Origin of the sequence: Cronobacter sp. EKM101R (assembly GCF_963888145.1) — a bacterium.
Taxonomy (GTDB): Bacteria; Pseudomonadota; Gammaproteobacteria; order Enterobacterales; family Enterobacteriaceae; genus Cronobacter; species Cronobacter turicensis.
Map to the genome: position 1 here is coordinate 224,091 of NZ_CAWPHW010000033.1, position 26,633 is coordinate 250,723.

General features: G+C 57.9%; 26 protein-coding genes and 1 other RNA gene. 19 read left to right on the top strand and 8 right to left on the bottom strand.

The window, feature by feature from the left end; all coding sequences use genetic code 11:
- The first annotated feature begins 76 nt into the window (after positions 1-76).
- The 4 genes from fbaA (at position 77) to AACV31_RS16225 (ending at position 3,969) form a co-directional block, all read left to right on the top strand.
- Positions 77-1,153 (top strand): class II fructose-bisphosphate aldolase, encoded by a 1,077-nt coding sequence (fbaA, locus tag AACV31_RS16210; RefSeq protein ID WP_007763951.1) that lies wholly within the window; start codon positions 77-79, stop codon positions 1,151-1,153.
- Positions 1,154-1,344: 191 nt separating this feature from the next.
- A complete protein-coding gene (locus AACV31_RS16215) occupies positions 1,345-2,283 on the top strand; it encodes a small-conductance mechanosensitive channel MscS (RefSeq protein WP_165155408.1) in 939 nt (312 codons plus the stop codon).
- A gap of 145 nt (positions 2,284-2,428) precedes the next feature.
- Positions 2,429-3,064 carry an arginine exporter ArgO gene (argO, locus tag AACV31_RS16220; RefSeq protein ID WP_165155407.1) on the top strand — a complete coding sequence of 212 codons (636 nt, stop codon included), beginning with the start codon at positions 2,429-2,431 and terminating at the stop codon, positions 3,062-3,064.
- 104 nt (positions 3,065-3,168) lie between these two features.
- On the top strand, positions 3,169-3,969 hold the full coding sequence (locus AACV31_RS16225) for an oxidative stress defense protein (protein WP_007763939.1): 801 nt from the start codon (positions 3,169-3,171) through the stop codon (positions 3,967-3,969).
- Between the two features lie 28 nt (positions 3,970-3,997).
- On the opposite strand, the gene argP is transcribed toward AACV31_RS16225, so the two are convergent.
- Positions 3,998-4,891, bottom strand: coding sequence for a DNA-binding transcriptional regulator ArgP (argP, locus tag AACV31_RS16230; RefSeq protein WP_007701437.1), 894 nt, complete (start codon positions 4,889-4,891; stop codon positions 3,998-4,000).
- 167 nt (positions 4,892-5,058) lie between these two features.
- On the opposite strand from argP, the gene rpiA reads away from it, so the two are divergent.
- Together rpiA and serA are read left to right on the top strand one after the other, a co-directional pair.
- On the top strand, positions 5,059-5,718 hold the full coding sequence (gene rpiA / locus AACV31_RS16235; RefSeq protein ID WP_032807511.1) for a ribose-5-phosphate isomerase RpiA: 660 nt from the start codon (positions 5,059-5,061) through the stop codon (positions 5,716-5,718).
- A gap of 269 nt (positions 5,719-5,987) precedes the next feature.
- Positions 5,988-7,226: a phosphoglycerate dehydrogenase gene (gene serA, locus AACV31_RS16240; RefSeq protein WP_075197996.1), complete on the top strand. Its 1,239-nt coding sequence runs from the start codon at positions 5,988-5,990 to the stop codon at positions 7,224-7,226.
- Positions 7,227-7,305: 79 nt separating this feature from the next.
- Here the strand turns inward: serA and AACV31_RS16245 are convergent, their stop codons facing one another.
- The 3 genes from AACV31_RS16245 to zapA form a co-directional block, all read right to left on the bottom strand.
- Positions 7,306-7,902 carry a 5-formyltetrahydrofolate cyclo-ligase gene (locus AACV31_RS16245; protein WP_165155405.1) on the bottom strand — a complete coding sequence of 199 codons (597 nt, stop codon included), beginning with the start codon at positions 7,900-7,902 and terminating at the stop codon, positions 7,306-7,308.
- Between the two features lie 16 nt (positions 7,903-7,918).
- Positions 7,919-8,102: non-coding RNA, 6S RNA (gene ssrS / locus AACV31_RS16250), on the bottom strand.
- 42 nt (positions 8,103-8,144) lie between these two features.
- A complete protein-coding gene (gene zapA, locus AACV31_RS16255) occupies positions 8,145-8,474 on the bottom strand; it encodes a cell division protein ZapA (RefSeq protein ID WP_004385658.1) in 330 nt (109 codons plus the stop codon).
- Positions 8,475-8,635: 161 nt separating this feature from the next.
- On the opposite strand from zapA, the gene AACV31_RS16260 reads away from it, so the two are divergent.
- The 8 genes from AACV31_RS16260 to AACV31_RS16295 all read left to right on the top strand — a co-directional run bounded on the left by AACV31_RS16260 (position 8,636) and on the right by AACV31_RS16295 (position 18,793).
- Positions 8,636-9,214 carry a YecA/YgfB family protein gene (locus AACV31_RS16260; protein WP_007701424.1) on the top strand — a complete coding sequence of 193 codons (579 nt, stop codon included), beginning with the start codon at positions 8,636-8,638 and terminating at the stop codon, positions 9,212-9,214.
- A gap of 23 nt (positions 9,215-9,237) precedes the next feature.
- Positions 9,238-10,554 carry a Xaa-Pro aminopeptidase gene (gene pepP / locus AACV31_RS16265; RefSeq protein ID WP_015742408.1) on the top strand — a complete coding sequence of 439 codons (1,317 nt, stop codon included), beginning with the start codon at positions 9,238-9,240 and terminating at the stop codon, positions 10,552-10,554.
- Positions 10,551-11,729, top strand: a complete 1,179-nt coding sequence (gene ubiH / locus AACV31_RS16270) for a 2-octaprenyl-6-methoxyphenyl hydroxylase (RefSeq protein ID WP_165155403.1) — start codon at positions 10,551-10,553, stop codon at positions 11,727-11,729. Before pepP ends, ubiH begins: the two co-directional genes overlap by 4 nt.
- Positions 11,730-11,739: 10 nt before the next feature.
- Positions 11,740-12,942 (top strand): FAD-dependent 2-octaprenylphenol hydroxylase, encoded by a 1,203-nt coding sequence (gene ubiI, locus AACV31_RS16275; protein WP_165155401.1) that lies wholly within the window; start codon positions 11,740-11,742, stop codon positions 12,940-12,942.
- Positions 12,943-13,364: 422 nt separating this feature from the next.
- Complete coding sequence (gene gcvT / locus AACV31_RS16280; RefSeq protein ID WP_015742404.1) at positions 13,365-14,462, top strand: glycine cleavage system aminomethyltransferase GcvT; 1,098 nt, start codon at positions 13,365-13,367, stop codon at positions 14,460-14,462.
- Positions 14,463-14,485: 23 nt separating this feature from the next.
- The gene (gene gcvH, locus AACV31_RS16285) at positions 14,486-14,875 is read left to right on the top strand and encodes a glycine cleavage system protein GcvH (RefSeq protein ID WP_004385667.1); all 390 of its coding nucleotides are present in this window, start codon (positions 14,486-14,488) and stop codon (positions 14,873-14,875) included.
- A gap of 132 nt (positions 14,876-15,007) precedes the next feature.
- Positions 15,008-17,881 (top strand): aminomethyl-transferring glycine dehydrogenase, encoded by a 2,874-nt coding sequence (gcvP, locus tag AACV31_RS16290; protein ID WP_165155399.1) that lies wholly within the window; start codon positions 15,008-15,010, stop codon positions 17,879-17,881.
- Between the two features lie 168 nt (positions 17,882-18,049).
- A complete protein-coding gene (locus tag AACV31_RS16295) occupies positions 18,050-18,793 on the top strand; it encodes an SDR family oxidoreductase (RefSeq protein ID WP_165155397.1) in 744 nt (247 codons plus the stop codon).
- A 610-nt stretch (positions 18,794-19,403) separates the two neighbouring features.
- Here the strand turns inward: AACV31_RS16295 and AACV31_RS16300 are convergent.
- Both AACV31_RS16300 and AACV31_RS16305 read right to left on the bottom strand, forming a co-directional pair.
- Positions 19,404-20,837: a 6-phospho-beta-glucosidase gene (locus tag AACV31_RS16300; RefSeq protein WP_075197988.1), complete on the bottom strand. Its 1,434-nt coding sequence runs from the start codon at positions 20,835-20,837 to the stop codon at positions 19,404-19,406.
- A gap of 151 nt (positions 20,838-20,988) precedes the next feature.
- Positions 20,989-21,717 carry a MurR/RpiR family transcriptional regulator gene (locus tag AACV31_RS16305; protein ID WP_032807505.1) on the bottom strand — a complete coding sequence of 243 codons (729 nt, stop codon included), beginning with the start codon at positions 21,715-21,717 and terminating at the stop codon, positions 20,989-20,991.
- Between the two features lie 187 nt (positions 21,718-21,904).
- On the opposite strand from AACV31_RS16305, the gene yqfB reads away from it, so the two are divergent.
- On the top strand, positions 21,905-22,219 hold the full coding sequence (gene yqfB / locus AACV31_RS16310; protein WP_105539042.1) for a N(4)-acetylcytidine aminohydrolase: 315 nt from the start codon (positions 21,905-21,907) through the stop codon (positions 22,217-22,219).
- Between the two features lie 164 nt (positions 22,220-22,383).
- Positions 22,384-23,037, top strand: coding sequence for a PAQR family membrane homeostasis protein TrhA (trhA, locus tag AACV31_RS16315; protein ID WP_075197985.1), 654 nt, complete (start codon positions 22,384-22,386; stop codon positions 23,035-23,037).
- Between the two features lie 113 nt (positions 23,038-23,150).
- On the opposite strand, the gene ygfZ is transcribed toward trhA, so the two are convergent.
- Positions 23,151-24,140: a tRNA-modifying protein YgfZ gene (ygfZ, locus tag AACV31_RS16320; protein ID WP_165155395.1), complete on the bottom strand. Its 990-nt coding sequence runs from the start codon at positions 24,138-24,140 to the stop codon at positions 23,151-23,153.
- A 278-nt stretch (positions 24,141-24,418) separates the two neighbouring features.
- Between ygfZ and sdhE the strand changes: the two genes are divergently transcribed.
- Positions 24,419-24,685: an FAD assembly factor SdhE gene (sdhE, locus tag AACV31_RS16325; RefSeq protein WP_041923895.1), complete on the top strand. Its 267-nt coding sequence runs from the start codon at positions 24,419-24,421 to the stop codon at positions 24,683-24,685.
- Complete coding sequence (locus tag AACV31_RS16330) at positions 24,666-25,082, top strand: protein YgfX (RefSeq protein ID WP_015742395.1); 417 nt, start codon at positions 24,666-24,668, stop codon at positions 25,080-25,082. Before sdhE ends, AACV31_RS16330 begins: the two co-directional genes overlap by 20 nt.
- Positions 25,083-25,098: 16 nt before the next feature.
- On the opposite strand, the gene fldB is transcribed toward AACV31_RS16330, so the two are convergent.
- On the bottom strand, positions 25,099-25,620 hold the full coding sequence (fldB, locus tag AACV31_RS16335; RefSeq protein WP_075197982.1) for a flavodoxin FldB: 522 nt from the start codon (positions 25,618-25,620) through the stop codon (positions 25,099-25,101).
- Positions 25,621-25,720: 100 nt separating this feature from the next.
- Between fldB and xerD the strand changes: the two genes are divergently transcribed.
- Positions 25,721-26,617 carry a site-specific tyrosine recombinase XerD gene (gene xerD / locus AACV31_RS16340; protein WP_007763875.1) on the top strand — a complete coding sequence of 299 codons (897 nt, stop codon included), beginning with the start codon at positions 25,721-25,723 and terminating at the stop codon, positions 26,615-26,617.
- The last annotated feature ends 16 nt before the right edge of the window (positions 26,618-26,633 follow it).

A 26,633-nucleotide genomic window follows, 5' to 3' on the forward strand; every position in this document is an offset into this window, starting at 1 on the left:
GCCTGTTTTTCAGCGCGCCTGACAGCTCGCTTACCCTTTCCAACGGTCGAAGATACACATACAGGACAACGTTAATATGTCTAAAATTTTTGATTTCGTAAAACCGGGCGTCATCACTGGCGACGACGTACAGAAAGTATTCCAGGTAGCTAAAGAGAACAACTTTGCGCTGCCGGCAGTTAACTGCGTGGGTACCGATTCCATTAACGCCGTTCTGGAAACCGCTGCGAAAGTAAAAGCGCCGGTTATCGTTCAGTTCTCTAACGGCGGCGCCGCGTTTATCGCAGGCAAAGGCTTCAAAGGCGAAGGCCAGCAGGCAGCCATTCTGGGCGCTATCTCCGGCGCGCATCACGTTCACCAGATGGCTGAACACTACGGCGTGCCGGTTATTCTGCATACCGACCACTGCGCGAAGAAACTGCTGCCGTGGATCGACGGTCTGCTGGACGCCGGTGAAAAACACTTTGCCGCTACCGGCAAACCGCTGTTCTCTTCTCACATGATCGACCTGTCTGAAGAGTCTCTGGAAGAGAACATCGAAATCTGCTCCAAATACCTGGAGCGCATGTCCAAAATGGGCATGACTCTGGAAATCGAACTGGGCTGCACCGGCGGTGAAGAGGATGGCGTGGACAACAGCCATATGGACGCTTCCGCACTCTACACCCAGCCGGAAGACGTTGACTACGCGTACACCAAACTGAACGCGATCAGCCACCGTTTCACCATCGCGGCGTCCTTCGGTAACGTACACGGCGTTTACAAGCCGGGTAACGTGAAACTGACCCCGACCATCCTGCGCGACTCTCAGGAATATGTTTGTAAGAAACATAACCTGCCGCACAACAGCCTGAACTTCGTGTTCCACGGCGGTTCCGGTTCTTCCGCTCAGGAAATCAAAGATTCCGTCAGCTATGGCGTTATCAAAATGAACATCGATACCGACACCCAGTGGGCAACCTGGGAAGGTATCCTGAAGTACTACAAAGAAAACGAAGCTTACCTGCAGGGTCAGCTGGGCAACCCGAAAGGCGAAGATCAGCCGAACAAGAAATACTACGATCCGCGCGTATGGCTGCGCGCTGCGCAGGCGAGCATGGTGACTCGTCTGGAGCAGGCGTTCAAAGAGCTGAACGCGGTAGACGTACTGTAAGCTTTTTTACAGTATCGCCTGAAAAAGCCCACCTTTTGGTGGGCTTTTCTTTTTGGGAATAGCAACATACCGGAATCTGATTCGCGGGTGGTCGACTGGCAGAGCGGCGGGGTTTTGTTTACCCTTTAACAACTGGCGCTGCCATAAACCGGGCAGTTTATTAATCACCCGACCAGGGGAAAGGATGTCGAATGGATGATTTACACGTAATAGACAGCATCAATAACGCCGGCGGCTGGCTGGTGCGTAACCAGGCGCTGCTTATCAGCTATGCCGTCAATATTGTGGCGGCCATCGCCATCATTATCGTCGGGATGATTGTGGCGCGCGCCATCTCCAATGCGCTAAACCGCGTCATGATCGCCCGCCATATCGACGCCACCGTGGCCGATTTCCTCTCAGCCCTGGTGCGCTACGGGATCATCGCCTTTACGCTGATTGCCGCGCTGGGCCGCGTCGGCGTGCAGACGGCGTCCGTCATCGCGGTACTCGGTGCCGCCGGTCTGGCCGTCGGTCTGGCTCTGCAGGGGTCGCTCTCAAACCTCGCGGCAGGCGTACTGCTGGTCACTTTCCGTCCGTTCCGCGCCGGCGAATATGTTGATCTCGGCGGCGTCGCCGGTTCCGTGCTACATGTCCAGATCTTCTCCACCACGCTGCGCACGCCGGATGGCCGTATTGTCGTGGTGCCGAACGGGAAAATCATCGCGGGCAACATTATCAACTTCTCGCGCGAACCGGTGCGCCGTAACGAATTTATCATCGGCGTCTCTTACGATGCGGATATCGATAAAGTGCGCGCGTTGCTGACGGAGATTATTCAGTCCGAAGACCGTATCCTGAAAGATCGTGAAATGACCGTGCGCATGAACGAACTGGGCGCGTCGTCCGTGAACTTCGTGATCCGCGCCTGGAGTAAGAGCAGCGATCTGCAGGAAGTTTACTGGGACGTGCTGGCGCGCATCAAGAAAACGCTGGACGCCAACGGCATCGGTATTCCTTACCCGCAGATGGATGTGCATTACAAGCCGGTCAGCAACGCGGCTGAAGAGAAGGCGCAGCCGCAACCGCCGCGGTCTGCCATTATTACGCAGCCTGACGCGCCAAAGGAAAAACCGGCCGACGGCCAGTAACGCCTAAAACGGTCTGCCTGTGCAGGCCGTTTTTTTATTCTTCCTTATTAGCAATTCTTATTGGTGATTAAAAATATTCGTTTTTGCTAATGAATGGCAGCCCTTACACTGAGCGCCTGTGATGACAACTCTTCGGGAACGCAACGTGTTAAGTTTTTATTTTCAGGGACTTGCCCTGGGAGCGGCGATGATTTTACCGCTTGGCCCGCAAAACGCTTTTGTGCTCAACCAAGGCATTCGCCGCCAGTATCATCTGATGATCGCCTCGCTCTGCGCGTTGAGCGATATCGTATTAATCTGCGCCGGAATTTTCGGCGGCAGCGCTATCCTGATGCAGTCGCCCTGGCTGCTGGCGCTGGTGACGTGGGGTGGGGTGGCGTTTTTGCTGTGGTACGGTTTCGGGGCGCTGAAAACCGCGCTGGCGGGCAACCCGGAGCTGGCATCAGCGGAAATTCTCAAACAGGGCAGGCTGCGTCTTATCGCCACGATGCTCGCGGTGACCTGGCTTAATCCGCATGTTTATCTCGACACCTTTGTGGTGCTCGGCAGCCTTGGCGGGCAGCTTGACGCTATCCCGAAACGCGCCTTTGCGCTCGGCACCATCAGCGCGTCGGTTATCTGGTTTTTCAGCCTTGCGCTGCTTGCCGCCTGGCTTGCGCCGCGTCTTCGCACCGCAAGAACGCAACGGACGATTAATCTGCTGGTGGGGCTGGTCATGTGGATTATCGCCTTCCAGCTGGCGCGCGAAGGGATACATCATCTGTCCGCGCTCGGCCTCTAAGCCTTCTCTGATGGACATTCGGCATTGAGCCGCTAAGCTTGCAGGCAGATGCCCGACTCTCTCTGGCGGGCGGTTTTACTTGCACGCAGCATGGAGGAAGAACAGTGAAGTTTAAAGTGATGGCCCTTGCGGCAATGATTGGTTTTGGCGCGACGTCCGTTCAGGCGAATGAACTGCCCAACGGCCCGCATATTGTCACCTCCGGCACGGCGAGCGTGGATGCGGTACCGGATATCGCGACGCTATCTATTGAGGTCAACGTCTCCGCGAAAGACGCGGCATCCGCGAAAAAACAGGCGGACGAGCGCGTGGCGCAGTACCTGACCTACCTGCAGAACAACGGCGTCGAGAAAAAAGACGTGAATGCCGCCAACCTGCGCACCCAGCCGGAATATGAGTATCTCAAGGATGGTAAAACCCAGCTGAAGGGGTATCGCGCGGTACGCACCGTCGACGTGACGTTGCGCAAGCTCGATAAACTGAACGAGCTGCTGGATGGCGCGCTGAAAGCGGGCCTCAATGAAATCCGCTCGGTTTCCCTGGGCGTGGCGCATCCGGATGAATATAAAGATAAAGCGCGCAAAGCGGCTATCGACGACGCGGTGCGTCAGGCGCAACAGCTGGCGAGCGGCTTTAACAGCAAGCTTGGTCCGGTTTACAGCGTGCGCTACCACGTTTCTAACTACCAGCCGACCCCGATGATGCGCATGATGAAAGCCGAGGCGGCGGCGCCAGCTTCCGCGCAGGACACCTACGATCAGCAGACTATCCAGTTTGACGATCAGGTGGATGTGGTGTTTGAACTCCAGCCTTCTCAGGCGCAGAACGGAACAACGAACCAGAACGGTACGGCGAACCCGGGGACCGCGCCTGCGGCGACCAACGCGCCGTCACAGCAGCAGTAAACGAAAAACCCGCCACCTGGCGGGTTTTTTAATCCTGACGCAGTACCTTGCGCCCGTAATCCAGCAGCGCGTCGGTGACTTTGCGCATCATACGGCTCTCCGGCGCGAAGCGGTGCCAGAAGAGCATCCTGCGCTGGTAAAGCCCGGGCGTCAGGTCGATAAGCTCGCCGCTTTGCAGCTCTTTTTCAATCTGCAGATGCGGGATCATACAGCAGGTCGTGCCCTGGCGGGCCAGCTGTACGAAGGCTTCCGACGAGTTAACGATGTGGCAGGGCACGCTGCCCGGCGGTAGATCGAAATTCTGCTGTAAAAACGCCTGATGCATATCATCCAGGTGGTCGAACGCGACAGCGGGCGCTTTCAGGAGCGACGCGCGCGTTACGCCGTTCGGGAAGTAGCGATCGGCAAAGGGTTTCGAGGCGACGAAAAGATAGTCCAGCGCGCCCAGTTGATCGACAAGACAGCTCGGCAGCGCCTGAGGCTGAATACTCACCGCGCCCACCACTTCGCCGCGGCGCAGCCGCTCCTGAGTGCGGGTTTCATCTTCGACCTGCAAATTGAGGCGTACCGGCGAATCCGCCAGCACGGGCGCCAGCGCGGGCAGCAGCCAGGTCGCGAGACTGTCGGCGTTAACCGCGAGCGACAGCAGCAGAGGCGTCGAGCCGGTCTGCTCATCGCCCAGCCACTCTTCTTCCAGCAGCTCGACCTGGCGCAGCAGGGCCAGCAACTTTTGCCCCTGCTCGGTGGGTCGAGGCGGCACCGTACGCACCAGCAGCGGCTGACCGAACGTATTTTCCAGCTGTTTAATACGTTGCGATACGGCGGACTGCGTAATACACAGCTTTTGTGCGGCGCGCTCAAACCCGCGCTCTCTTATCACCGCATCCAGCGCCTGTAGTGTTCTGTAGTCCGGGCGTTTCATCTCTGTGGTGTGCTCCCTGTCTCGTTATGTTTCGCACTATGACATAAATTTGCACCGGATACAGACCCAAACGCAAACATCGGAGCTGTGCCGCAGAATGACTCGCCCATTGCGTGACGGGTTGTTTTATAATGCGTCACCGTTTTTACACCACAGGCAAAATTCTCATGACGCAGGATGAACTTAAAAAAGCCGTCGGCTGGGCCGCGCTTCAGTATGTCGAGCCGGGCACGATTGTCGGCGTAGGCACGGGCTCCACCGCCGCGCATTTTATCGACGCGCTGGGCACCATGAAAAACGAGATTGAAGGCGCGGTTTCCAGCTCTGACGCCTCCACCGCGAAGCTCAAAAGCTTAGGCATCACCGTTTTCGATCTTAACGAAGTGGATTCTCTCGGCATCTATGTGGATGGCGCTGATGAGATCAACGGCCAGATGCAGATGATCAAAGGCGGCGGCGCGGCGCTGACCCGCGAGAAAATCATCGCGTCGGTGGCGAAAAAGTTCATCTGTATCGCGGATGCGTCCAAGCAGGTGGATGTGCTCGGCAATTTCCCGCTGCCGGTGGAGGTTATCCCGATGGCCCGCAGCGCGGTCGCGCGTCAGCTGGTGAAGCTCGGCGGGCGTCCGGAATACCGTCAGGGCGTGGTGACCGATAACGGCAACGTGATTCTCGATGTCTACGGTATGGCCATTCTGGATCCGATTGCGCTGGAGAACGCCATCAACGGCATTCCGGGCGTTGTCACCGTTGGGCTGTTTGCGAACCGCGGCGCGGATGTGGCGCTCATCGGCACCGCCGACGGCGTGAAAACCATCGTAAAATGATCTGACCGGGGCGCTTCGGCGCCCCTGCGGTTAAAAAAATTCCCCCGCCTTAAATTTGGTGACATCTCTCACATTTTTGTTTCCATCCTGTTAATCCTTCCGTCATATTTCTGCCATGCAACATTTTCTCCTGCCTTTTATCTCTGCGTGATGTTTCTTCAACGTCGCGACGCAAACGTTCATATTGCCGGAAACGCAAATTTTGATATGTTGGCAGAAGGCTGGCTTATTTCAGCTTCATAACAGTTCAGACAAGACAGGGTCGGGAAATGGCAAAAGTATCGCTGGAGAAAGACAAAATTAAATTCTTGCTGGTGGAAGGGGTTCACCAGAAAGCCATCGATAATCTGCGCGCTGCAGGTTATACCAACATTGAATACCACAAGGGCGCGCTCGACAGCGAACAGCTGAAAGCGTCCATCCGCGATGCGCACTTTATCGGCCTGCGATCCCGTACTCATCTGACTGAAGAGATTTTTGCCGCGGCGGAAAAACTGGTCGCGGTCGGCTGCTTCTGCATCGGCACCAACCAGGTGGATCTGAACGCGGCGGCGAAGCGCGGCATTCCGGTCTTTAACGCGCCATTCTCCAACACTCGCTCAGTGGCCGAGCTGGTCATCGGTGAATTGCTGCTGCTGCTGCGCGGCATTCCGGAAGCGAACGCCAAAGCGCATCGCGGCATCTGGAATAAACTGGCGACAGGCTCGTTTGAAGCGCGCGGTAAGAAACTGGGCATTATCGGCTACGGCCATATCGGCACCCAGCTCGGTATCCTCGCGGAATCGCTCGGGATGAACGTGTTTTTCTACGATATCGAAAGCAAGCTGCCGCTCGGCAACGCCACCCAGGTCCAGCATCTCTCCGATCTGCTTAACATGAGCGATGTGGTAAGCCTGCACGTGCCGGAAAACGCCTCGACCAAAAACATGATTGGCGCGGAAGAGCTGGCGCTGATGAAGCCCGGCGCGCTGCTTATCAACGCCGCACGCGGTACGGTGGTGGATATCCCGGCGCTGTGCGACGCGCTTTCCAGCAAACATCTGGCGGGCGCCGCGATTGACGTCTTCCCGGTTGAGCCTGCGACCAACAGCGATCCGTTTAATTCGCCGCTATGCGAGTTCGATAACGTGATCCTGACGCCGCACATCGGCGGTTCAACCCAGGAAGCGCAGGAAAATATCGGTCTGGAAGTGGCGGGCAAACTCGCGAAATACTCCGACAACGGCTCGACGCTTTCGGCGGTCAATTTCCCGGAAGTTTCTCTGCCGCTGCACGGCGGCAGCGTCAGCCGTCTGCTGCACATCCACGAAAACCGTCCTGGCGTGCTGACCGCCATCAACCAGATTTTCGCCGAGCAGGGCATTAACATCGCGGCGCAGTATCTGCAAACTACGCCGCAGATGGGTTATGTGGTGATTGATGTGGATGCGCCGGAAGATATCGCGTACAACGCGCTGCAAAGCATGAAGGCGATTCAGGGTACGATCCGCGCGCGCCTGCTTTACTGATGTTATAAGGCCGGCAATTTATCCGGCCTGCTGAAACGCATTTTGAACCGGGTTAGCATAAGCGACCCGGTTTTTTATTTCACCAGCGCCAGGTTTTCGTCGGCGTCACCAACGCGGGCAGCGGAATATCCCACTCCTGCACCGGGAGGCTTTTCACCTGCTGACAATCGTGCGCGTAGCCGACCGGCAAGAATCCGTGCGCGCGCCAGTTTTGCAGGGTGCGATCGTAAAAGCCGCCGCCCATGCCGAGGCGCTGTCCTGCGCGGTCAAACGCGACCAGCGGGGTTATCAGCACGTCGAGGCGGTCTAAAGGCAGCACATGGCGCACATCCAGCGCAGGCTCAAGGATTTTCAGACGATTCGTGGCGAGCAGGCTGTCCGGAAGATAACGCAGAAACAGCAAATTGCCGGGGCTAAAAGGGTGAAGCACGGGCAGGCAAACCTGTTTTCCGGCGCGCCATAAACCTTCAATCAGCGGGCGGGTATCGAGCTCGCCATCAAAAGAGAGAAACACCGCGACGCTTTTCGCTTCCACCACCGGGGCGAAGCCCAGCATACGCGCAGCGGCCTGTTCGGCGAAATGCGCCTGTTGGTCGGCCGTCAGCGCACGGCGCTTATCGCGGATTTCTTTACGGATTTGCTGACGAAGGTCTGAAGTAACGGGACGTTGTGTCATGGTAGTAGAAGAAGGGGGAATCTCCGAGATGCCGCCGCAGGCTGTAACCCTTGAACCCGTGGTTCAAGGTGAATGCGTCGTCACGGTTTTCAGGCTTCTCGGACGAACCGAGCATGCTCACCAACCGTGGAGCGTCACATTCTGTTTTTTTGAAATATCGGCTCAGGGGACTGGCCCGCTTGCGAACATCTCAGAGAAATTTTTTACTTCACGGTCACTCTACCATAGTAAACCCTGAAGCGTTATTCAAACTTTGGCTCCGCTCTTTCGCTTATGCGACCTTGCTCAAGTAATGCTTGTTCAATGGTCTGCTGGAGCATCCGGATACGCTGTTCCATGTTGGCCGCGTAGTCACGGGTTTTCACTTTTTCCTGAGCCAGCTCATAACAGATGTTTAATGCTGCGATGAAAACTAACTGCTCAGTATTGGTGACTCTAGTGCGAACTTTCAGATCTTGCAACCGTTGATTCAGCTCGTCCGCAGCCTGATTCAGTGCATCTCGCTGTTCAGGCGGGCAATTCACCCGTAGTGAACGGCCAAAAATTTGGATATCGACTGGTTGTGCAGACATTCCACTTTCCTGCTGTTGACTCGCCAACCATTCGCGCCGGGGCTGCGAAGGGGCGACACTATAGCTACCCTGATATGAAGACACAAGCCCTTTTCTGGTATCACCAGGGCACGAAGTGGTAGCATAACACGAACTCCTCCTCCCAACGACGACGAATGCGCATGTCTATACAGAACGAAATGCCTGGTTACGACGAGGTCGGCCAGTTGCTCAATCAGCAAGGCGTGGGCCTGACCCCCGCAGAAATGCACGGCCTTATCAGTGGAATCCTGTGCGGCGGCAATCATGACAGCAGCTGGCAACCGCTGCTGCACGACCTGACCAACGAGGGACTGGCGTTCGGCCAGCAACTCGCTCAGGCGCTGCGTCAGCTGCACGCCGCCACCAGCGATACGCTGGAGGATGACGGTTTTATGTTCCAGCTCTGGCTACCGGACGGCGACGACGTGTCGGTCTTTGACCGCGCTGACGCGCTGGCAGGCTGGGTGAACCATTTCCTGCTGGGCCTCGGCGTGACGCAGCCGAAGCTCGACAAAATCACTGGCGAAACCGGCGAAGCCATCGACGATCTGCGCAACATCGCTCAGCTCGGCTATGACGAAGGCGAAGATCAGGAAGAGCTGGAGATGTCGCTTGAGGAGATCATCGAGTATGTGCGCGTCGCGGCGCTGCTCTGCCACGACACCTTTACGCGCCAGTCACCAACCGCGCCGGAAGTGAAAAAGCCTACGCTTCACTAAAATTCGTTTACTCAGGAGGTGCAATGACACAGCAAGAGTTTCTGCGACGCCGTCAGGCGTTGCTGGCGAAAATGGCCCCGGCCAGCGCGGCACTGATTTTCGCCGCGCCGGAAGCGACGCGCAGCGCCGACAGCGAATACCCTTACCGCCAGAGCAGCGATTTCTGGTACTTCACCGGCTTCAATGAACCCGAAGCGGTGCTGGTGCTGATTAAAAGCGATGAAACGCACAGTCATAGCGTTATCTTCAACCGTCTGCGCGATAAAACCGCGGAGATCTGGTTTGGCCGTCGTCTCGGCCAGGAGGCGGCCCCGGCGAAGCTTGGCGTCGACCGGGCGCTGGCGTTCAACGAAATCGACGAGCAGCTTTATCAGTTGCTGAACGGGCTGGATGTGGTCTACCACGCGCAGGGCGAATACCCCTACGCCGACGCCATCGTGTTCACTGCGCTGGATAAACTGCGCCGCGGCGCACGTCAGAATCTCTCCGCGCCCGCCACGCTCACCGACTGGCGCCCCTGGGTACATGAAATGCGCCTGTTTAAATCCCCGGAAGAGCTGGCCGTCATGCGCCGCGCCGGTGAAATCAGCGCGCTGGCGCATATTCGCGCCATGCAGACGTGCCGTCCAGGCATGTATGAATACCAGCTGGAAGGCGAAATTCTGCATGAATTCACCCGCCACGGCGCGCGCTTTCCTTCCTACAACACCATCGTGGGCGGCGGCGAAAATGGCTGCATCCTGCATTACACCGAAAACGAAAGCCAGCTGCGCGATGGCGACCTGGTCCTGATCGACGCGGGCTGCGAATACAAAGGCTACGCGGGAGACATCACCCGCACGTTCCCGGTCAACGGGAAATTCACGCCTGCCCAGCGCGCGGTGTATGACATCGTGCTGGAATCGCTGGAAACCGCGCTGCGTCTCTTCCGTCCGGGCACCTCGATTCAGGATGTGACCGGCGACGTGGTGCGCGTAATGGTGAAAGGGCTCGTCGGGCTTGGCATTCTCAAAGGCGACGTGGAGCAGCTGGTCGCGGAAAACGCGCATCGTCCGTACTTTATGCACGGGCTCAGCCACTGGCTGGGGCTGGATGTGCATGATGTCGGCTTCTACGGCCCGGATCGCTCGCGTATCCTGGCGCCAGGCATGGTCATCACCGTTGAGCCGGGGCTTTATATCGCGCCGGACGCCGACGTGCCTGAAGAATATCGCGGCATCGGTATTCGTATCGAAGACGACATCGTCATCACGGAAACCGGCAATGAAAACCTGACCGCCAGCGTGGTGAAATCGGCGGACGATATCGAAGCGCTGATGGCGGCAGCGCCGCGCTCATGAGCGTGATTATCGCCGGCGGCGGTATGGCTGGCGCGACGCTGGCGCTGGCGATCGCCCGCTTTACCCATGGCGCGCTGCCGGTGCATCTGGTGGAAGCCAGCGCGCCGGAGTCCGCCGCGCATCCGGGCTTTGACGCCCGCGCCATCGCGCTTGCCGACGGCACCTGCCGCGAGCTGGCGCGCGTTGGCGTCTGGCAGGCGCTCGCGCCCTGCGCTACGCCTATCACCACCGTTCACGTCAGCGATCGCGGTCACGCCGGGTTTGTGACGCTGAACGCGCGAGATTACCAGACACAGGCGCTGGGGAATGTCGTGGAGCTGCACGACGCCGGTCAGCGGCTTTTCAGCCTGCTGCGCAAGGCGCCGGGCGTTCATCTGCACTGCCCGGCGCGCGTGACGAGCATTACCCGCTGTGAAGCGGCAGTCAGCGTACAGCTTGATAACGGCGACACGCTGGAAGGGCAACTGCTGGTCGCGGCCGACGGTTCGCGCTCCTCTATTGGCGCGCAGTGCGGCATCGAATGGCGTCAGCAGCCTTACCATCAGGCGGCAATCATCGCGAATGTCGCGACCGCGCTGCCGCATCAGGGGCGCGCCTTCGAGCGTTTTACCGAACACGGCCCGCTGGCATTGCTGCCGATGTCGGGCGGTCGCAGTTCGCTCGTCTGGTGCCACCCTCTCGACAAACAGGCTGAAGTGCTTGGCTGGAGCGATGCGCGTTTTTGCCAGGAACTCCAGGCCGCATTTGGCTGGCGGCTGGGATGTATCACGCACGCGGGCGCGCGCAGCGGTTATCCGCTCGCGTTAAGCCTCGCGTCGCGCGTGATCTCACACCGGACCGCACTGGTTGGCAACGCCGCCCAGACGCTGCACCCGATCGCAGGGCAGGGGTTTAACCTTGGGCTACGCGATGTGATGACGCTCGCCGAGACGCTGGCGCAGGCTTTCGCGCGCGGCGAGGATATCGGCGCGTATCCGGTGCTCAGCGCGTATCAACAGCGCCGCGAGCAGGATAAAGCCGCGACGATCGGCGTTACCGACGGGCTGGTGCAGCTGTTCGCCAACCGCTGGTCGCCGCTGGTGGTCGGGCGCAACCTTGGCCTGATGGCCATGGATTTATTTACCCCGGCGCGTGACGCGCTGGCCAGACGCACCCTCGGTTGGGTGCCGCGCTAAGGAGTCGAATGTGCAAAGTGTAGATGTAGCGATTGTCGGCGGCGGCATGGTCGGGCTGGCGGTGGCGTGCGGGCTGGAAGGCAGCGGGCTGCGCGTCGCGGTGCTGGAGCAGCGCGCGCCGGAACCGCTGGACGCGAGCGCGCCCCCGGCGCTGCGCGTGTCGGCAATCAACGCCGCCAGCGAAGCCCTGCTCAAGCGGCTCGACGTCTGGGACGCTATTATTCGCCAGCGCGCCGCGCCGTACCACGGCATGGAAGTCTGGGAGAAAGACAGTTTTGGGCGCATCGCGTTTAATGACGAGGCGTTCGGCTTCAGCCATCTCGGGCACATTATCGAAAATCAGGTGATCCACTACACGCTGTGGCAAAAAGCGCAGCAGTGCAAATCAGTAACGCTGATGGCGCCCGCGACGCTGCAACAGGTCGCCTGGGGCGAAAACGAAGCCTTTATCACGCTGGAAGACGGCAACATGCTGACGGCGCGTCTGGTCGTCGGCGCCGACGGCGCAAACTCCTGGCTGCGCGCGAAGGCGGAAATCCCGCTGACGTCCTGGGATTATCAGCATCACGCGCTGGTCGCCACGATCCGCACCGATGAACCGCATGGCGGCGTGGCGCGCCAGGCGTTCCACGGCGACGGCATTCTGGCGTTTCTGCCGCTTAGCGACCCGCATCTGTGTTCTATTGTCTGGTCGCTTTCTCCTCAGGAAGCCGACCGGATGCAGCAGGCTCCGGTGTCGGCATTTAATCAGGCGCTCTGCGTGGCGTTCGATAATCGCCTCGGCTTATGCGCCCTTGAGAGCGAGCGGCAGGTCTTTCCGCTTACCGGCCGCTACGCGCGTCAGTTCGCCGCGCACCGTCTGGCGCTGGTCGGCGACGCGGCGCACACCATTCATCCGCTGGCCGGGCAGGGCGTTAACCTCGGCTTTATGGATGCCGCGGAGCTGATAAGCGAACTGCGCCGTCTGCATCAGCAGGGCAAAGATATCGGGCAGCATCTCTATCTGCGCCGCTACGAGCGCAGCCGCAAGCACGCCGCCGCGATGATGCTGGCGGGTATGCAGGGCTTCCGCGAGCTTTTCTCCGGCTCGAATCCTGCGAAAAAGCTCCTGCGCGATCTGGGCTTAACGCTTGCCGATAAACTGCCGGGTGTTAAACCGCAGTTGATTCGCCAGGCGATGGGGCTTAACGATCTGCCGGAGTGGTTGCGTTAACTGCGTCACACTTCTCTTTCCGGCCCCCGGAAAGAGAAGTCTCTCCCCGTTTGAAATATTCTAATTTCACTCTCTTTTTCGGATTAGTTTTTTTAATCTCTCGAAATTTTCACTTCCATGAATTTCCCCTCAAAACAGCGATTTCTGCCCGCTTATTTTGAAAAGACGGCAAAGCGTTAGCGTTTTGGTAGCACCTGAAACCTTTCAGGCAGTGTTTCATGCTGCCGGGTGTAAAACGATTTCTGGTCATAAGCTAATCTGATGGCCCAGCTTGCCTTATGGTTTACGCCCCCGTTCGGTGATAAGTTCAGACGCAAGATAACGTTTGCGTTGCCGCCGGGATCGGCGTCGGCGCCGGGTTTCATTCAGGGCGTTGCGCCGTCTGAAACCCACACCAACCCGGCTGACAGGATGAGGAAAAGATGGCTCAACAAACCCCGTTGTATGAACAGCACAACCTCTGCGGCGCGCGCATGGTGGATTTCCACGGCTGGATGATGCCGCTGCATTACGGCTCGCAGATTGATGAACACCATGCGGTACGTAACGACGCGGGGATGTTTGATGTCTCCCACATGACCATTGTCGACCTGCGCGGCGCGCGTACCCGCGAATTCCTGCGCTACCTGCTGGCGAACGATGTGGCGAAGCTGACCCAGCCGGGCAAAGCGCTCTACACCGGCATGCTCAACGCCTCCGGCGGCGTGATTGACGATCTGATTGTTTATTTCATGACGGAAGACTATTTCCGCCTGGTGGTGAACTCCGCCACCCGCGAAAAAGATCTCGCCTGGATCAATGAGCACGCCGAACCGTATGGCGTTTCTGTGACCGTGCGCGACGATCTCTCCCTTATTGCCGTCCAGGGGCCGAACGCGAAGGCGAAAGCCGCCACGCTCTTTAACGACGCGCAGCGTAAAGCGACAGACGGCATGAAGCCCTTCTTCGGCGTGCAGGCGGATGACCTGTTTATCGCCACCACCGGCTACACCGGCGAGGCGGGCTATGAAATCGCGATGCCGAATGAAAAAGCGGCCGGATTCTGGAGCCAACTGGTGGAAGCGGGCGTAAAACCGTGCGGCCTTGGCGCGCGCGATACGCTGCGTCTTGAGGCGGGCATGAATCTTTACGGCCAGGAGATGGACGAAGGCGTTTCGCCGCTCGCCGCCAACATGGGCTGGACGATCGCCTGGCAGCCAGAAGATCGCGCATTTATCGGTCGCGACGCGCTGGAAGCCCAGCGTGAAAACGGCACCGAACAGCTGGTTGGCCTGGTGATGACGGAAAAAGGCGTGCTGCGCGGCGAACTGCCGGTGCGTTTCACCGATGACCAGGGCAACGCCCGCGAAGGCATTATCACCAGCGGCACCTTTTCGCCGACGCTTGGCTATAGCATTGCGCTGGCTCGCGTTCCTGCGGGTATCGGCGATACTGCCATTGTGCAGATCCGCAACCGCGAAATGCCCGTGAAAGTCACTAAACCCGTTTTCGTGCGCGCCGGTAAGCCGGTCACGCAGTAAGTTTTGTTATCAGGAGAGAAGCAATGAGCAATGTGCCAAACGAACTGAAATACAGCAAAGAACACGAATGGCTGCGTAAAGAAGCTGACGGCACTTACACCGTCGGGATCACCGAGCACGCGCAGGAGCTGCTGGGCGACATGGTGTTTGTCGATCTGCCGGACGTCGGCACGACCGTTAATGCAGGCGACGACTGCGCGGTCGCGGAATCCGTCAAAGCCGCCTCCGACATCTACGCGCCGGTCAGCGGCGAGATCGTGGCCGTCAACGACGCGCTGAGCGATTCGCCAGAGCTGGTCAACAGCGAGCCGTACGGCCAGGGCTGGATCTTCAAAATCAAAGCCAGCGATGAGGCCGAAGTGGCCGCGCTGCTGGATGCCAGCGCGTATGAAGCGCTGTTAGAAGACGAGTAATTCACGGGACCACGCCCCTGCATAACGTCAGGGGCACGCGCGGGCACCGCATTCGCCCGCGCCGCTCCCGGCGGGAGCTCGACTTACCATCGCATTTATTTGCCTCACTGCACGTTTCAGGAAATATCGCCCATGACCCAGACCCTGAGCCACCTGGAAAATCGCGACGCTTTTATCGAGCGCCATATCGGACCGGGTGTTGACCAGCAGCAGGAGATGCTGCGCACCGTTGGCGCGGACTCGCTGGATGCGCTGATTTCGCAAATTGTTCCTGCGGATATCCAGCTTGAGACACCGCCTGATGTCGGCGACGCCGCCACCGAATTCGCCGCGCTGGCGGAGCTCAAAGCCATCGCCGGGCGCAACAAACGCTTTAAAAACTATATCGGCATGGGCTACACCGCGGTGCACACGCCGCCGGTTATCCTGCGCAATATGCTGGAGAATCCGGGCTGGTACACGGCCTATACGCCGTATCAACCAGAGGTGTCGCAGGGGCGTCTGGAAGCGCTGCTGAACTTCCAGCAGGTAACGCTGGATCTGACGGGGCTGGATATCGCCTCCGCCTCGCTGCTGGATGAAGCCACCGCGGCGGCGGAAGCCATGGCGATGGCCAAACGCGTCAGCAAGCTGAAAAACGCTAACCGTTTCTTCGTGGCCGCCGATGTGCATCCCCAGACGCTGGATGTGGTCCGCACCCGCGCCGAAACGTTCGGCTTTGAAGTGATCGTCGATGACGCGCCAAAGGCGCTCGATCATCAGGATCTCTTCGGCGTGCTGTTGCAGCAGGTCGGCACTACCGGTGAAGTGCATGACTACCGCGAACTGATAAGCGAGCTGAAATCCCGCAAAGTGATTGTGAGCGTGGCGGCCGATTTTATGGCGCTGGTGCTCCTGACCGCGCCTGGTAAACAGGGCGCCGATATCGTGTTCGGCTCCGCCCAGCGTTTCGGCGTGCCGATGGGCTATGGCGGCCCGCATGCCGCGTTCTTTGCCGCCAGCGATGAATTTAAACGCTCTATGCCCGGGCGCATTATCGGCGTGTCAAAAGACGCCGCCGGGCGCACCGCGCTGCGTATGGCGATGCAGACGCGCGAGCAGCACATTCGCCGCGAGAAAGCGAATTCCAACATCTGTACCTCCCAGGTGCTGCTGGCCAATATCGCGAGCCTCTATACCGTGTTCCATGGCCCGGCAGGGCTGAAGCGCATCGCCAGCCGCATTCACCGTTTTGCTGATATTCTGGCCGCGGGCCTGCAACAGAAAGGGCTGAAGCTGCGTCACCCCACCTGGTTCGACACGCTGTGCGTTGACGTCGCTGATAAAGCCGCCGTGCTGGCGCGCGCGCAGGCCAGTGAAATCAACCTGCGAAGCGATATTCCGGGCGCGGTGGGCATCACGCTTGATGAAACCACCACCCGCGCCGACGTGCTGGCGCTGCTTCGCGCGATCACGGGCGATGACGCGGCGGTGGATATCGACGCGCTGGATAAAGACGTGGCGCATGACAGCCGCTCGATTCCGCCCGCGATGCTTCGCGACGACGCGATCCTGACGCATCCGGTCTTTAACCGCTACCACAGCGAAACCGAGATGATGCGCTATATGCACAGCCTTGAGCGTAAGGATCTGGCGCTGAATCAGGCGATGATCCCGCTTGGCTCCTGCACCATGAAACTTAACGCGGCGGCGGAAATGATCCCCATCACCTGGCCGGAATTCGCCGAGCTGCATCCGTTCTGCCCGGCGGATCAGGCGGAAGGGTATCTGCAAATGATTAGCCAGCTCTCCGACTGGCTGGTGAAACTCACCGGCTACGATGCGCTCTGCATGCAGCCGAACTCCGGCGCGCAGGGCGAATACGCGGGCCTGCTGGCGATTCGCCATTATCACGAGAGCCGCAACGAAGGCCATCGTGATATCTGCCTTATCCCGAGCTCCGCGCACGGCACCAATCCGGCGTCGGCGCAGATGGCGGGGATGCAGGTGGTGGTGGTCGCCTGTGATAAACAGGGCAATATCGATCTCGCCGATCTGCGCGCCAAAGCCGAAACGGCGGGCGATAAGCTCTCCTGCATCATGGTGACGTACCCGTCCACCCACGGCGTGTATGAAGAAACCATCCGCGAAGTGTGTGACATCGTGCATCAGTACGGCGGCCAGGTTTACCTCGACGGCGCCAACATGAACGCCCAGGTGGGCATCACCTCGCCGGGCTACATCGGCGCGGATGTGTCGCACCTTAACCTGCATAAAACGTTCTGCATTCCGCACGGCGGCGGCGGTCCGGGCATGGGCCCGATTGGTGTGAAAGCGCACCTGGCGCCGTTCGTGCCGGGCCACAGCGTGGTGCAGATTGAAGGCATGTTGACCTCACAGGGTGCGGTTTCCGCCGCACCGTTCGGCAGCGCGTCGATTCTGCCGATAAGCTGGATGTATATCCGCATGATGGGCGCGCAGGGGCTGAAAAAAGCGAGCCAGACGGCCATCCTCAATGCGAACTACATCGCCAGCCGCCTGAAAGACGCCTATCCGGTACTCTACACCGGCCGCGATGGCCGCGTGGCGCACGAATGTATTCTGGATATTCGTCCGCTGAAAGAGACGACCGGTATCAGCGAGCTGGATATCGCCAAGCGTCTTATCGACTACGGTTTCCACGCGCCGACCATGTCCTTCCCGGTGGCGGGCACGCTGATGGTCGAGCCGACGGAATCGGAAAGCAAAATCGAGCTGGACCGCTTTATCGACGCGATGCTGGCGATTCGCAGTGAAATCGACCGCGTGGCGCAGGGAGAGTGGCCGCAGGACGACAACCCGCTGGTAAACGCGCCGCATGTACAGCGCGAACTGGCGCAGACGTGGAAACATGCTTACAGCCGCGAGCTGGCGGCCTTCCCGGCGGGCTTTGAGAATAAATACTGGCCGACCGTGAAGCGTCTCGATGATGTCTACGGCGACCGTAATCTCTTCTGCTCCTGCGTGCCGATGAGCGAGTATCAGTAACATCAGGCATAAAAAATTACATTACAGAGGGCGCTTCGGCGCCCTTTTTTATTCCGCGCCGCCCGCTTTTATAGCCACACTACCTGATTGGTAGAGTGTTCCTATGTCGCGCGGATGGATAAGGTACTGCAAGCTTTCTGTATCCCACACGATGAAAAGGAGAGAAGTATGTCCGTTGCACTTATCACCGGCGCGAGCCGCGGCATTGGCAGAGCGACGGCGCTCCTGCTGGGCGCGCAGGGCTACACCGTGGCGGTGAATTATCTGCATAACGCTGCGGCGGCGCAGGGGGTTGTAGAGCGGATCGCGGCCAGCGGCGGTCGCGCGTTTGCCATTCAGGCCGACATCAGTGATGAGCAGCAGGTTATGGCGATGTTCAGCGCGATTGACGAGCAGGGCGAGCCGCTCTGCGCGCTGGTGAATAACGCGGGTGTGCTGTTTACCCAATGCATGACGGAGAACCTGACCGCGGAGCGTATCAACAAGGTGCTTGCTACCAACGTGACGGGCTACTTTCTGTGCTGCCGTGAGGCGGTGAAGCGAATGGCGCATCATCACGGCGGGCAGGGTGGGGCGATTGTGAATGTGTCGTCTGCCGCCTCGCGGCTTGGCGCGCCTGGCGAATATGTCGATTACGCGGCATCAAAAGGGGCGGTGGATTCGTTGACGATTGGGTTGTCGCTGGAGGTCGCCGCGCAGGGCATTCGCGTCAACGGCGTGCGCCCGGGACTTATCTATACCGACATTCACGCCAGCGGCGGCGAGCCCGGACGCGTTGACCGCGTGAAAGCCGCCTTGCCGATGCAGCGCGGCGGACAGCCGGAAGAGGTCGCAGAAGCGATCGCCTGGCTTTTGAGCGACAAAGCCTCGTACGTGACGGGGAGTTTTCTCGATCTGGCGGGCGGGAAATAGGTCGTAGCCGGAGTGATTTGGGTGGGTGTTTGCGGCGGGTGCGCTGCGCTTACCCGCCCTACGGAAGAAACATGCCTCTTTTGTAGGGTGGGTAAGCGCAGCGCACCCACCAGATAACCGCGCCACGGCGGCAAACCGGATGCGATTTTCAGAACCGTAGGGTGGGTAAGCGCAGCGCACCCACCAGATACCCGCGCCACGGCGGCAAACCGGATGCGATTTTCAAAACCGTAAGGTGGGCAAGCGCAGCGCACCCGCCAGATACCCGCGCCACGGCGGTAAACCAGGCGCGATTTTCAGAACCGTAGGGTGGGTAAGCGCAGCGCACCCAGCAGATACCCGCGCCACGGCGGTAAAGCAGGCGCGATTTTCAGAACTGTAGGGTGGGTAAGCGCAGCGCACCCAACAGATACCCGCGCCACGGTGGCAAACCAGGCGCGATTTTCAGAATCGTAGGGTGGGTAAGCGCAGCGCACCCGCCAGATACCCGCGCCACGGTGGCAAACCGGGCGCGATTTTCAGAACCGTAGGGTGGGTAAGCGCAGCGCACCCACCGAAATAGTCGCTCCGCGACTGCAAACCCGGCGCGACTATTCGTGGCATCATCACATCAAAGCGTCTCGCCGTTGCTCGCGATCACCGCTTTGTACCAGGCAAAACTCTTCTTGCGCGAACGTGACATATCGCCCGTGCCGTCGTCGTGCTTGTTCACATAAATAAAGCCGTAGCGTTTGCTGTACTGACCAGTGGTGAAAGAAACGCAGTCGATGCAGCCCCACGGCGTGTAGCCCAGCAGATCCACGCCGTCATACGTCACCGCTTTCATCATCTGCTCAATGTGGGCGCGCAGATAATCGATGCGGTAATCGTCATTAATGCTGCCGTCCGCTTCCACATTGTCATAAGCGCCAAAGCCATTTTCCACGATGAACAGTGGCTTCTGATAACGCTCGTAAAGCTCACACAACGCGTAACGCAGGCCGACCGGGTCAATCTGCCAGCCCCAGTCAGACGCTTTCACATGCGGGTTCGGCACGCTACCCTGGAAGCCACTGAGCGCATCGCCGCTACCGCCTTCGGCTTTAACGGCGTTGGTCATGTAATAGCTGAAACCCAGATAATCGCAGCAGCCTTCACGCAGAACCGCATCATCGCCCGCTTCCATCTTGATGTTAAAGCCGCGACGCTCCCACTCATTCAGCACGTAAGACGGGTAATAGCCACGCAGCTGAACATCGGTAAACACATAACGCTCGCGCATAGATTCCTGCGCATACATCACGTCTTCGGGCTTGCACGAGAACGGGTAGAGCGGCACCATCGCCAGCATGCAGCCGATTTTCATCGCCGGGTTAATACGATGGCCGATTTTCACCGCCATGGCGCTTGCCACGAACTGATGATGCAGCACCTGGTACATCGTCTCTTCAGGGTTGTCATGCTCGGTGTAGACGACGCCGGAACAGCAGTAGCCAAACAGCGGCGCGCGCCAGTTGCGCTGATTATTGATCTCATTAAAGGTCATCCAGTATTTGACCTTATTTTTGTAGCGCTCAAACACCACCTCGGCGAAGCGGACAAAGAAATCCACCACTTTGCGGTTCGTCCAGCCGCCATACTGCTGCACCAGATGCAGCGGCATTTCAAAGTGAGAGAGGGTAATCACCGGCTCAATGTTGTATTTCAGCAACTCATCAAACATATCGTCATAGAACTGGAGCCCCGCTTCATTGGGCTGCGTCTCATCGCCGTTGGGGAAAATCCGCGTCCAGGCGATCGACGTGCGGAAACACTTAAAGCCCATTTCGGCGAAGAGTTTAATATCTTCTTTATAATGTCCGTAAAAATCGACGGCTTCATGGTTCGGGTAATATTTGCCCGGCACGACGCTCTGCGTAATTTCACGCGGTACGCCATGCGCGCCGCCGGTCAGCACGTCACAAATGCTTGGCCCTTTGCCGCCCTGGTTCCAGCCGCCTTCTACCTGATGCGCCGCGACCGCGCCGCCCCATAAAAAGTCTTTCGGTAATGTAAGCTTTTTCATCGTGTCATCTCATTAACAAAAATAATAAAAGGGAATAATAACGATAAAGTTATTGAGGCTGGCTGCGAGTCTAACAAAGGGAAGTGAAAAGTCACGCTATAACAAATAGCGTATGGCGTGACTTGTTACAAATGAAAAACAGGATGTTTTTTTATGCGAGTTTTTTCGCCAGCTTACGACCGAGAGTTTCTAAAATATAAATAACAGGGATTTGCGTCGTAATATCATACACACCCGCGATGCGCGTCTGCGGGATATGCCAGGAAAGATTAAAGTCAGCAAGCTTCGCCAGCGATGAGTTCTCATGGCTGGTCACAGAGAGCACTTTACAGTTGTGCAGGCTGAACTGACTGGCGAAACGCAGGATCTCTTCTGTTTCGCCAGATACCGACAGCACAATCGCCAGCGCATTTTTAGCCATGTCGCTGGTTACCGGAAAATAAGGATCGTCAATATGGTTACTGAATTTACCGACGTTTGAGAAAAACCTTGCGCCATATTTTGCCAGCGCGCCGGATGTTCCTGCACCGACAAAAATAATACGTTCAGACTGTAAAATTATTTCCGCCGCCTGCTCCAGTAGTGCATCAAATTCGTCATTATTCACGCTTCGGAAAAAACTAATTATTTCGCTGGCGCCAAAATTCGCCTGCTGCGGTTCATTTTGTTCCAGATATAATTTAAAGCGCACGCGGAATTCGGAGTACCCCTCGCAATTCATCTTGCGACAAAAACGCAGCACGGTGGTGGTGGATACACCTGCCGCATCCGCCAGTTCGCGAATGGTCATGTACATCACCTTATCGCGGTTTTTGACCACAAAATTGTAAACCATCATCTCAAGATTATTGAGGCTGGCGACAGCGGAATGGGTAAACATCGTCACGGCACAACATCCTTTGGTCAATGCGTTCGGGCTCCGGCGCTGTTATCAGCGGTATCGGCTCGCTCATGCTGCCATAAATCACACCAGCGTGCGCCACTCTTTATGCGTGTGGGGTGTGTCTGTGGATAGCGCCTGGGCGCCGTCAGGCTTATGATAAGCCGTTACTTTTAAGGAACGCATGATGAAAAACGACATCACTTTTTATACCCGTTTCCAGCAGGATATCCTCGCCGGGACCAAAACGATCACCATTCGTGACGGCAGTGAAGCGCACTTCACCCCAGGCCAGCGGCTGCGCACCGGGCGCTATGAAGATAACGGCTATTTCTGCACCCTTGAGGTGCTGAGCGTGACGCCGGTCACCCTGGCACAGCTTAACGACGAACACGCGCGCCAGGAAAATATGACGCTGGCTGAACTTAAACAGGTCATCACAGCGATTTACCCTGGGCTTAACGATTTCTATGTGATTGCTTTTAAAAAGGTTGCTGAGTGAATTATCGATCAGCGGCAGGCAGTAACCAGGGCGGCGAGAGCCGCTGCGCCAGAGAGTTACGGGCTGTCACAGATTTATTTTAGCGAACAGGTGTTCACTGGAATCATTCTCAGTTAGGCTATGTGGGCTGCGTTTTTTTTATTCAGTTTTACCGGAGTCGCCACATGGTTCGTAAACCATTACTTGCGCAGGGATATTCACTGGCTGAGGAAATAGCCAACAGCATCAGTCACGGGATAGGGCTGGTGTTCGGGATAGTCGGGCTGGTCCTGTTACTTATCCAGGCCGTGGACAGCAATGCCAGCGCCACCGCCATTACCAGTTATAGCCTCTACGGCGGCAGCATGATCTTGCTGTTCCTCGCCTCTACCCTGTACCACGCTATACCGCACGCGCGCGCCAAAATCTGGCTTAAAAAGTTTGACCACTGCGCGATTTACTTATTGATTGCAGGCACGTATACCCCGTTCTTGCTGGTGGGGCTTAAATCTCCGCTGGCGCATGGATTGATGGTCGTTATCTGGGGCCTGGCGCTGCTCGGCATCCTGTTTAAGCTCACCATCGCGCATCGCTTTAAGGTGTTGTCGCTGGTGACGTATCTTTTGATGGGCTGGCTGTCGCTGGTTGTGATTTATCAGATGGTGATGAAGCTTGCGCCTGCCAGCGTGACGCTGCTTGCCGCCGGGGGCATCATCTATTCGCTGGGCGTCATTTTTTACGTCTGCAAACGCATCCCGTATAACCACGCCATCTGGCACGGTTTCGTACTGGGCGGCAGCGTCTGTCATTTTCTGGCCATCTACCTCTACATTCGCTGAGGCTTGCGCGCCGCGCTAACCGTTTTCACTGACTTGTGCTTTCTTCGCACACTGTCCGCCAGGCGGCTGATGCCACCTGGCGGCGTGACTGCCCTTATACAGGCATCAGGCGGTTATGCCTCTTCGAGCGAGTAGGGCAGCGGCTCGATGTGTAACGTATGCGCGCCGCTCTCTTCACGAACGCGAAAGAGCGTACCGGCCTCCAGATCGTTATTCATGACCACCTGCGCCAGCAGATGGCCATCATCCAGCTGCACGGCTGCCAGCACCGTACCGGTACGACGCCAGTTTTCGCCCATCTGCATTTCAATATCTTCGCCAGGCTGCGGCACGCGGCTGCCATGCCCCGCCAGATACCAGAGCGCGCGCTTATTCGCGCCACGGAATTTCGCCCGCGCCACCATCTCCTGGCCTGCATAACACCCTTTTTTGAAGCTGATACCGCCCAGCGCCTGAATGTTGGTGGCCTGCGGAATGAACTGATTGCTGTTCGGCGCGTCAATCACCGGGAAACCGGCTTCGATGTCCAGCGCCAGCCATTGTGCGCTGGCATTGAGCTGCGCTTCGCCACGCAGTTTTTCCGTAAGCTGGCCTGCGGTGTCAGCATCGGTAATCACCATAAAGCGCTCCGCCGGCAGGCCGAACCACAGGAGCATGGTAGCGCCGTCCACCACACGCGGGTTTTGCTCATCCGGGAGCGTAGTAAAGTGGTTCGCCAGCGCCGCGCGCGCCTGGAAACCCGCGACGCCCAGCAGCACGGCGTTGTCGTCCGGCGCGATGGTCACTTTCGAGAAAACCGCGTACTTTTTCATTTCCGCGAGTTGCGTGTCACGCACGCTACGACGTTCAATCCAGGCGAAACCATCACCGTGACGGAACAGGCGCAGGTTGCTCCACATTTTGCCTTTGGCATCGCAGTGCGCTACCAGCAGATGTTGATTCTCGCCGAGTTCGGTAACGTCCGCCGTCACCTGGCCTTGCAGATACTTTTCGCTGTCCGGGCCGGTTATCGTCGCCAGCGCCCAGTCTTCCAGTGAAATAAGCGTCAGCGGCAGACGCGCGCTGGCGGCTGGCTGACGGGGAGGAAATGGAGTGAATGCCATAAATAAAGTCCCAGTGTGCTATCGCAATAATGGTCCACGCGAGTGGAGAGATAGCTTCATATTGTTAAAGAGCCAGCGGAGTTTGCAAGCCTTTTAGCATCCCCTTTTGTGCCGTTAACGCATTCTTCGAGACGGCTCGAAAGAAAAAATGTCGGTTGCACCGGGAAAGTCATATTCAGGATAACGCCTCGCAAATCCTCACATTGGGCTGAAGGATGCATGAAAAACGGGTTACACTACCCCATCGTCATTCAATGGTGGTTTAGCAGGTAAGAGACATGGATATTAATAATAAAGCCCGTATTCACTGGGCATGTCGCAGAGGTATGCGCGAGCTGGATATTTCCATCATGCCTTTCTTTGAGCACGACTACGACTCCCTGAGCGAGGAAGACAAACGCGTCTTCGTCCGCCTGCTGGAGTGTGATGATCCTGATTTATTCAACTGGCTAATGAATCATGGTAAACCTGCCGATGCGGAACTGGCGCGGATGGTGGAGTTGATCCAACAGCGGAATCAGGCACGTGGTCCTGTGGCACTCTGATCTTCGCGTCTCATGGCGCTCGCAGTGGGTATCGCTGCTGCTGCATGGCGCTGTGGCCGTTATTATTTTACTGCTCCCGTGGCCGCTGCGGTATCTGCCCGTTTGGATGCTGTTGCTGTCTCTGGTGGTGTTTGACTGCGTGCGCAGCCAGCGGCGTATCAATGCGTTTCAGGGAGAGGTCAGCCTGACAGCCGATTATCAGCTGCGCTGGCAGGGCGTCGACTGGCATATCTGCGCCACGCCCTGGATGCTGCGTAGTGGAATGATGCTGCGGCTGCGTCATCCGAAAACGACACGCAGCCATCATGTGTGGCTGGCGTCGGACAGCATGACGGCGGCGGAGTGGCGCGATTTACGTCGGCTGTTGCTGCAACAGCCCGTAGGCGACAACCGCTGACGAAGCCCTGGCAAACTCAGGAGAAGTGCGCCGCCATTTCGACGAGGATTTGCTCGCACCAGCTTTCGATACGCGCGTCGCTCAGATCATATTGATTGGTTTCATCCAGCGCGAGGCCGACGAACAGCTCGCCATCTGCGATAACGGGTTTCGCGCTGGTGAACTCATAGCCTTCTGTAGGCCAGTAGCCGACAAACTTCACGCCTTTAGGGCTCAATTTATCGTGAAGCATGCCGAGCGCGTCAAGGAACCATTCGCCATAACCCAACTGGTCGCCCATGCCGTACAGCGCCACGATTTTTCCGTCGAGGTTGAGCGCATCCAGTTGTTCCCAGATGGCCTCCCAGTCCTCCTGGAGTTCGCCGAAGTCCCAGGTAGGAATGCCGAGGATCAGCACATCATACTGTTCCATGAGCGTCGGCGAGTCGTCTTTAAGGTTATGCAGCGTGACCAGTTCGGGACCAATAATATCGCGGATTTTTTCAGCCGCCATTTCGGTGTAACAGGTGCTGGAACCATAAAAAAGACCAATGTTCATAACGATAACGTCTCATTTCCTATTGTGCAGAAGCGCCAGTGTATCAGATCCCGCTTCCAGTCAGGCATAATGCAGCGACGAGAACGTCAGTGAGGTGGCAGTGGAACAGGATTTAGCCCGTATCGAACAATTTCTCGATGCGCTCTGGCTTGAGCGCAACCTGGCCGAGAACAGCCTGAGCGCGTACCGGCGGGATCTCAGCATGGTCGTGGAGTGGTTGCACCATCGCGGGTTGTCCCTTGCGACGGTACAGAGTGGCGACCTCCAGACGTTGCTCGCAGAGCGCGTCGAGGGCGGCTACAAAGCGACCAGTACCGCACGAATGCTCAGCGCCGTGCGTCGGTTGTTTCAGCATCTCTACCGTGAAAAAATTCGCGATGACGATCCGAGCGCGCTGCTGGCGTCGCCAAAACTGCCGCAGCGTTTGCCGAAGGATTTAAGCGAGGCTCAGGTGGACAGGCTCCTTCAGGCGCCGACGGTTGAGGAGCCTATCGAACTGCGCGATAAAGCCATGCTGGAAGTGCTGTACGCCACCGGGTTGCGCGTTTCGGAGCTGGTTGGGTTGACCATGAGCGACGTGAGCCTGCGACAGGGCGTGGTACGCGTTATCGGTAAGGGCAATAAAGAGCGGCTGGTGCCACTTGGCGAAGAGGCCGTTTACTGGGTGGAGCAATACCTGACGCACGGCCGCCCATGGCTGCTTAACGGGCAGTCGCTGGATATCCTCTTTCCGAGCAACCGCGCCCGACAAATGACCCGTCAGACCTTCTGGCATCGCATCAAACATTATGCTCAACTGGCGGGCATCGATAGTGAAAAGCTTTCGCCGCACGTTTTACGCCATGCGTTCGCCACGCATCTGTTAAATCATGGCGCCGATTTGCGCGTGGTACAGATGCTCTTAGGCCACAGCGATCTTTCCACCACACAGATCTACACTCACGTGGCGACGGAACGGTTGCGGCAACTTCATCAACAGCACCACCCCAGAGCGTGAGTGCAGAATTTAAGGA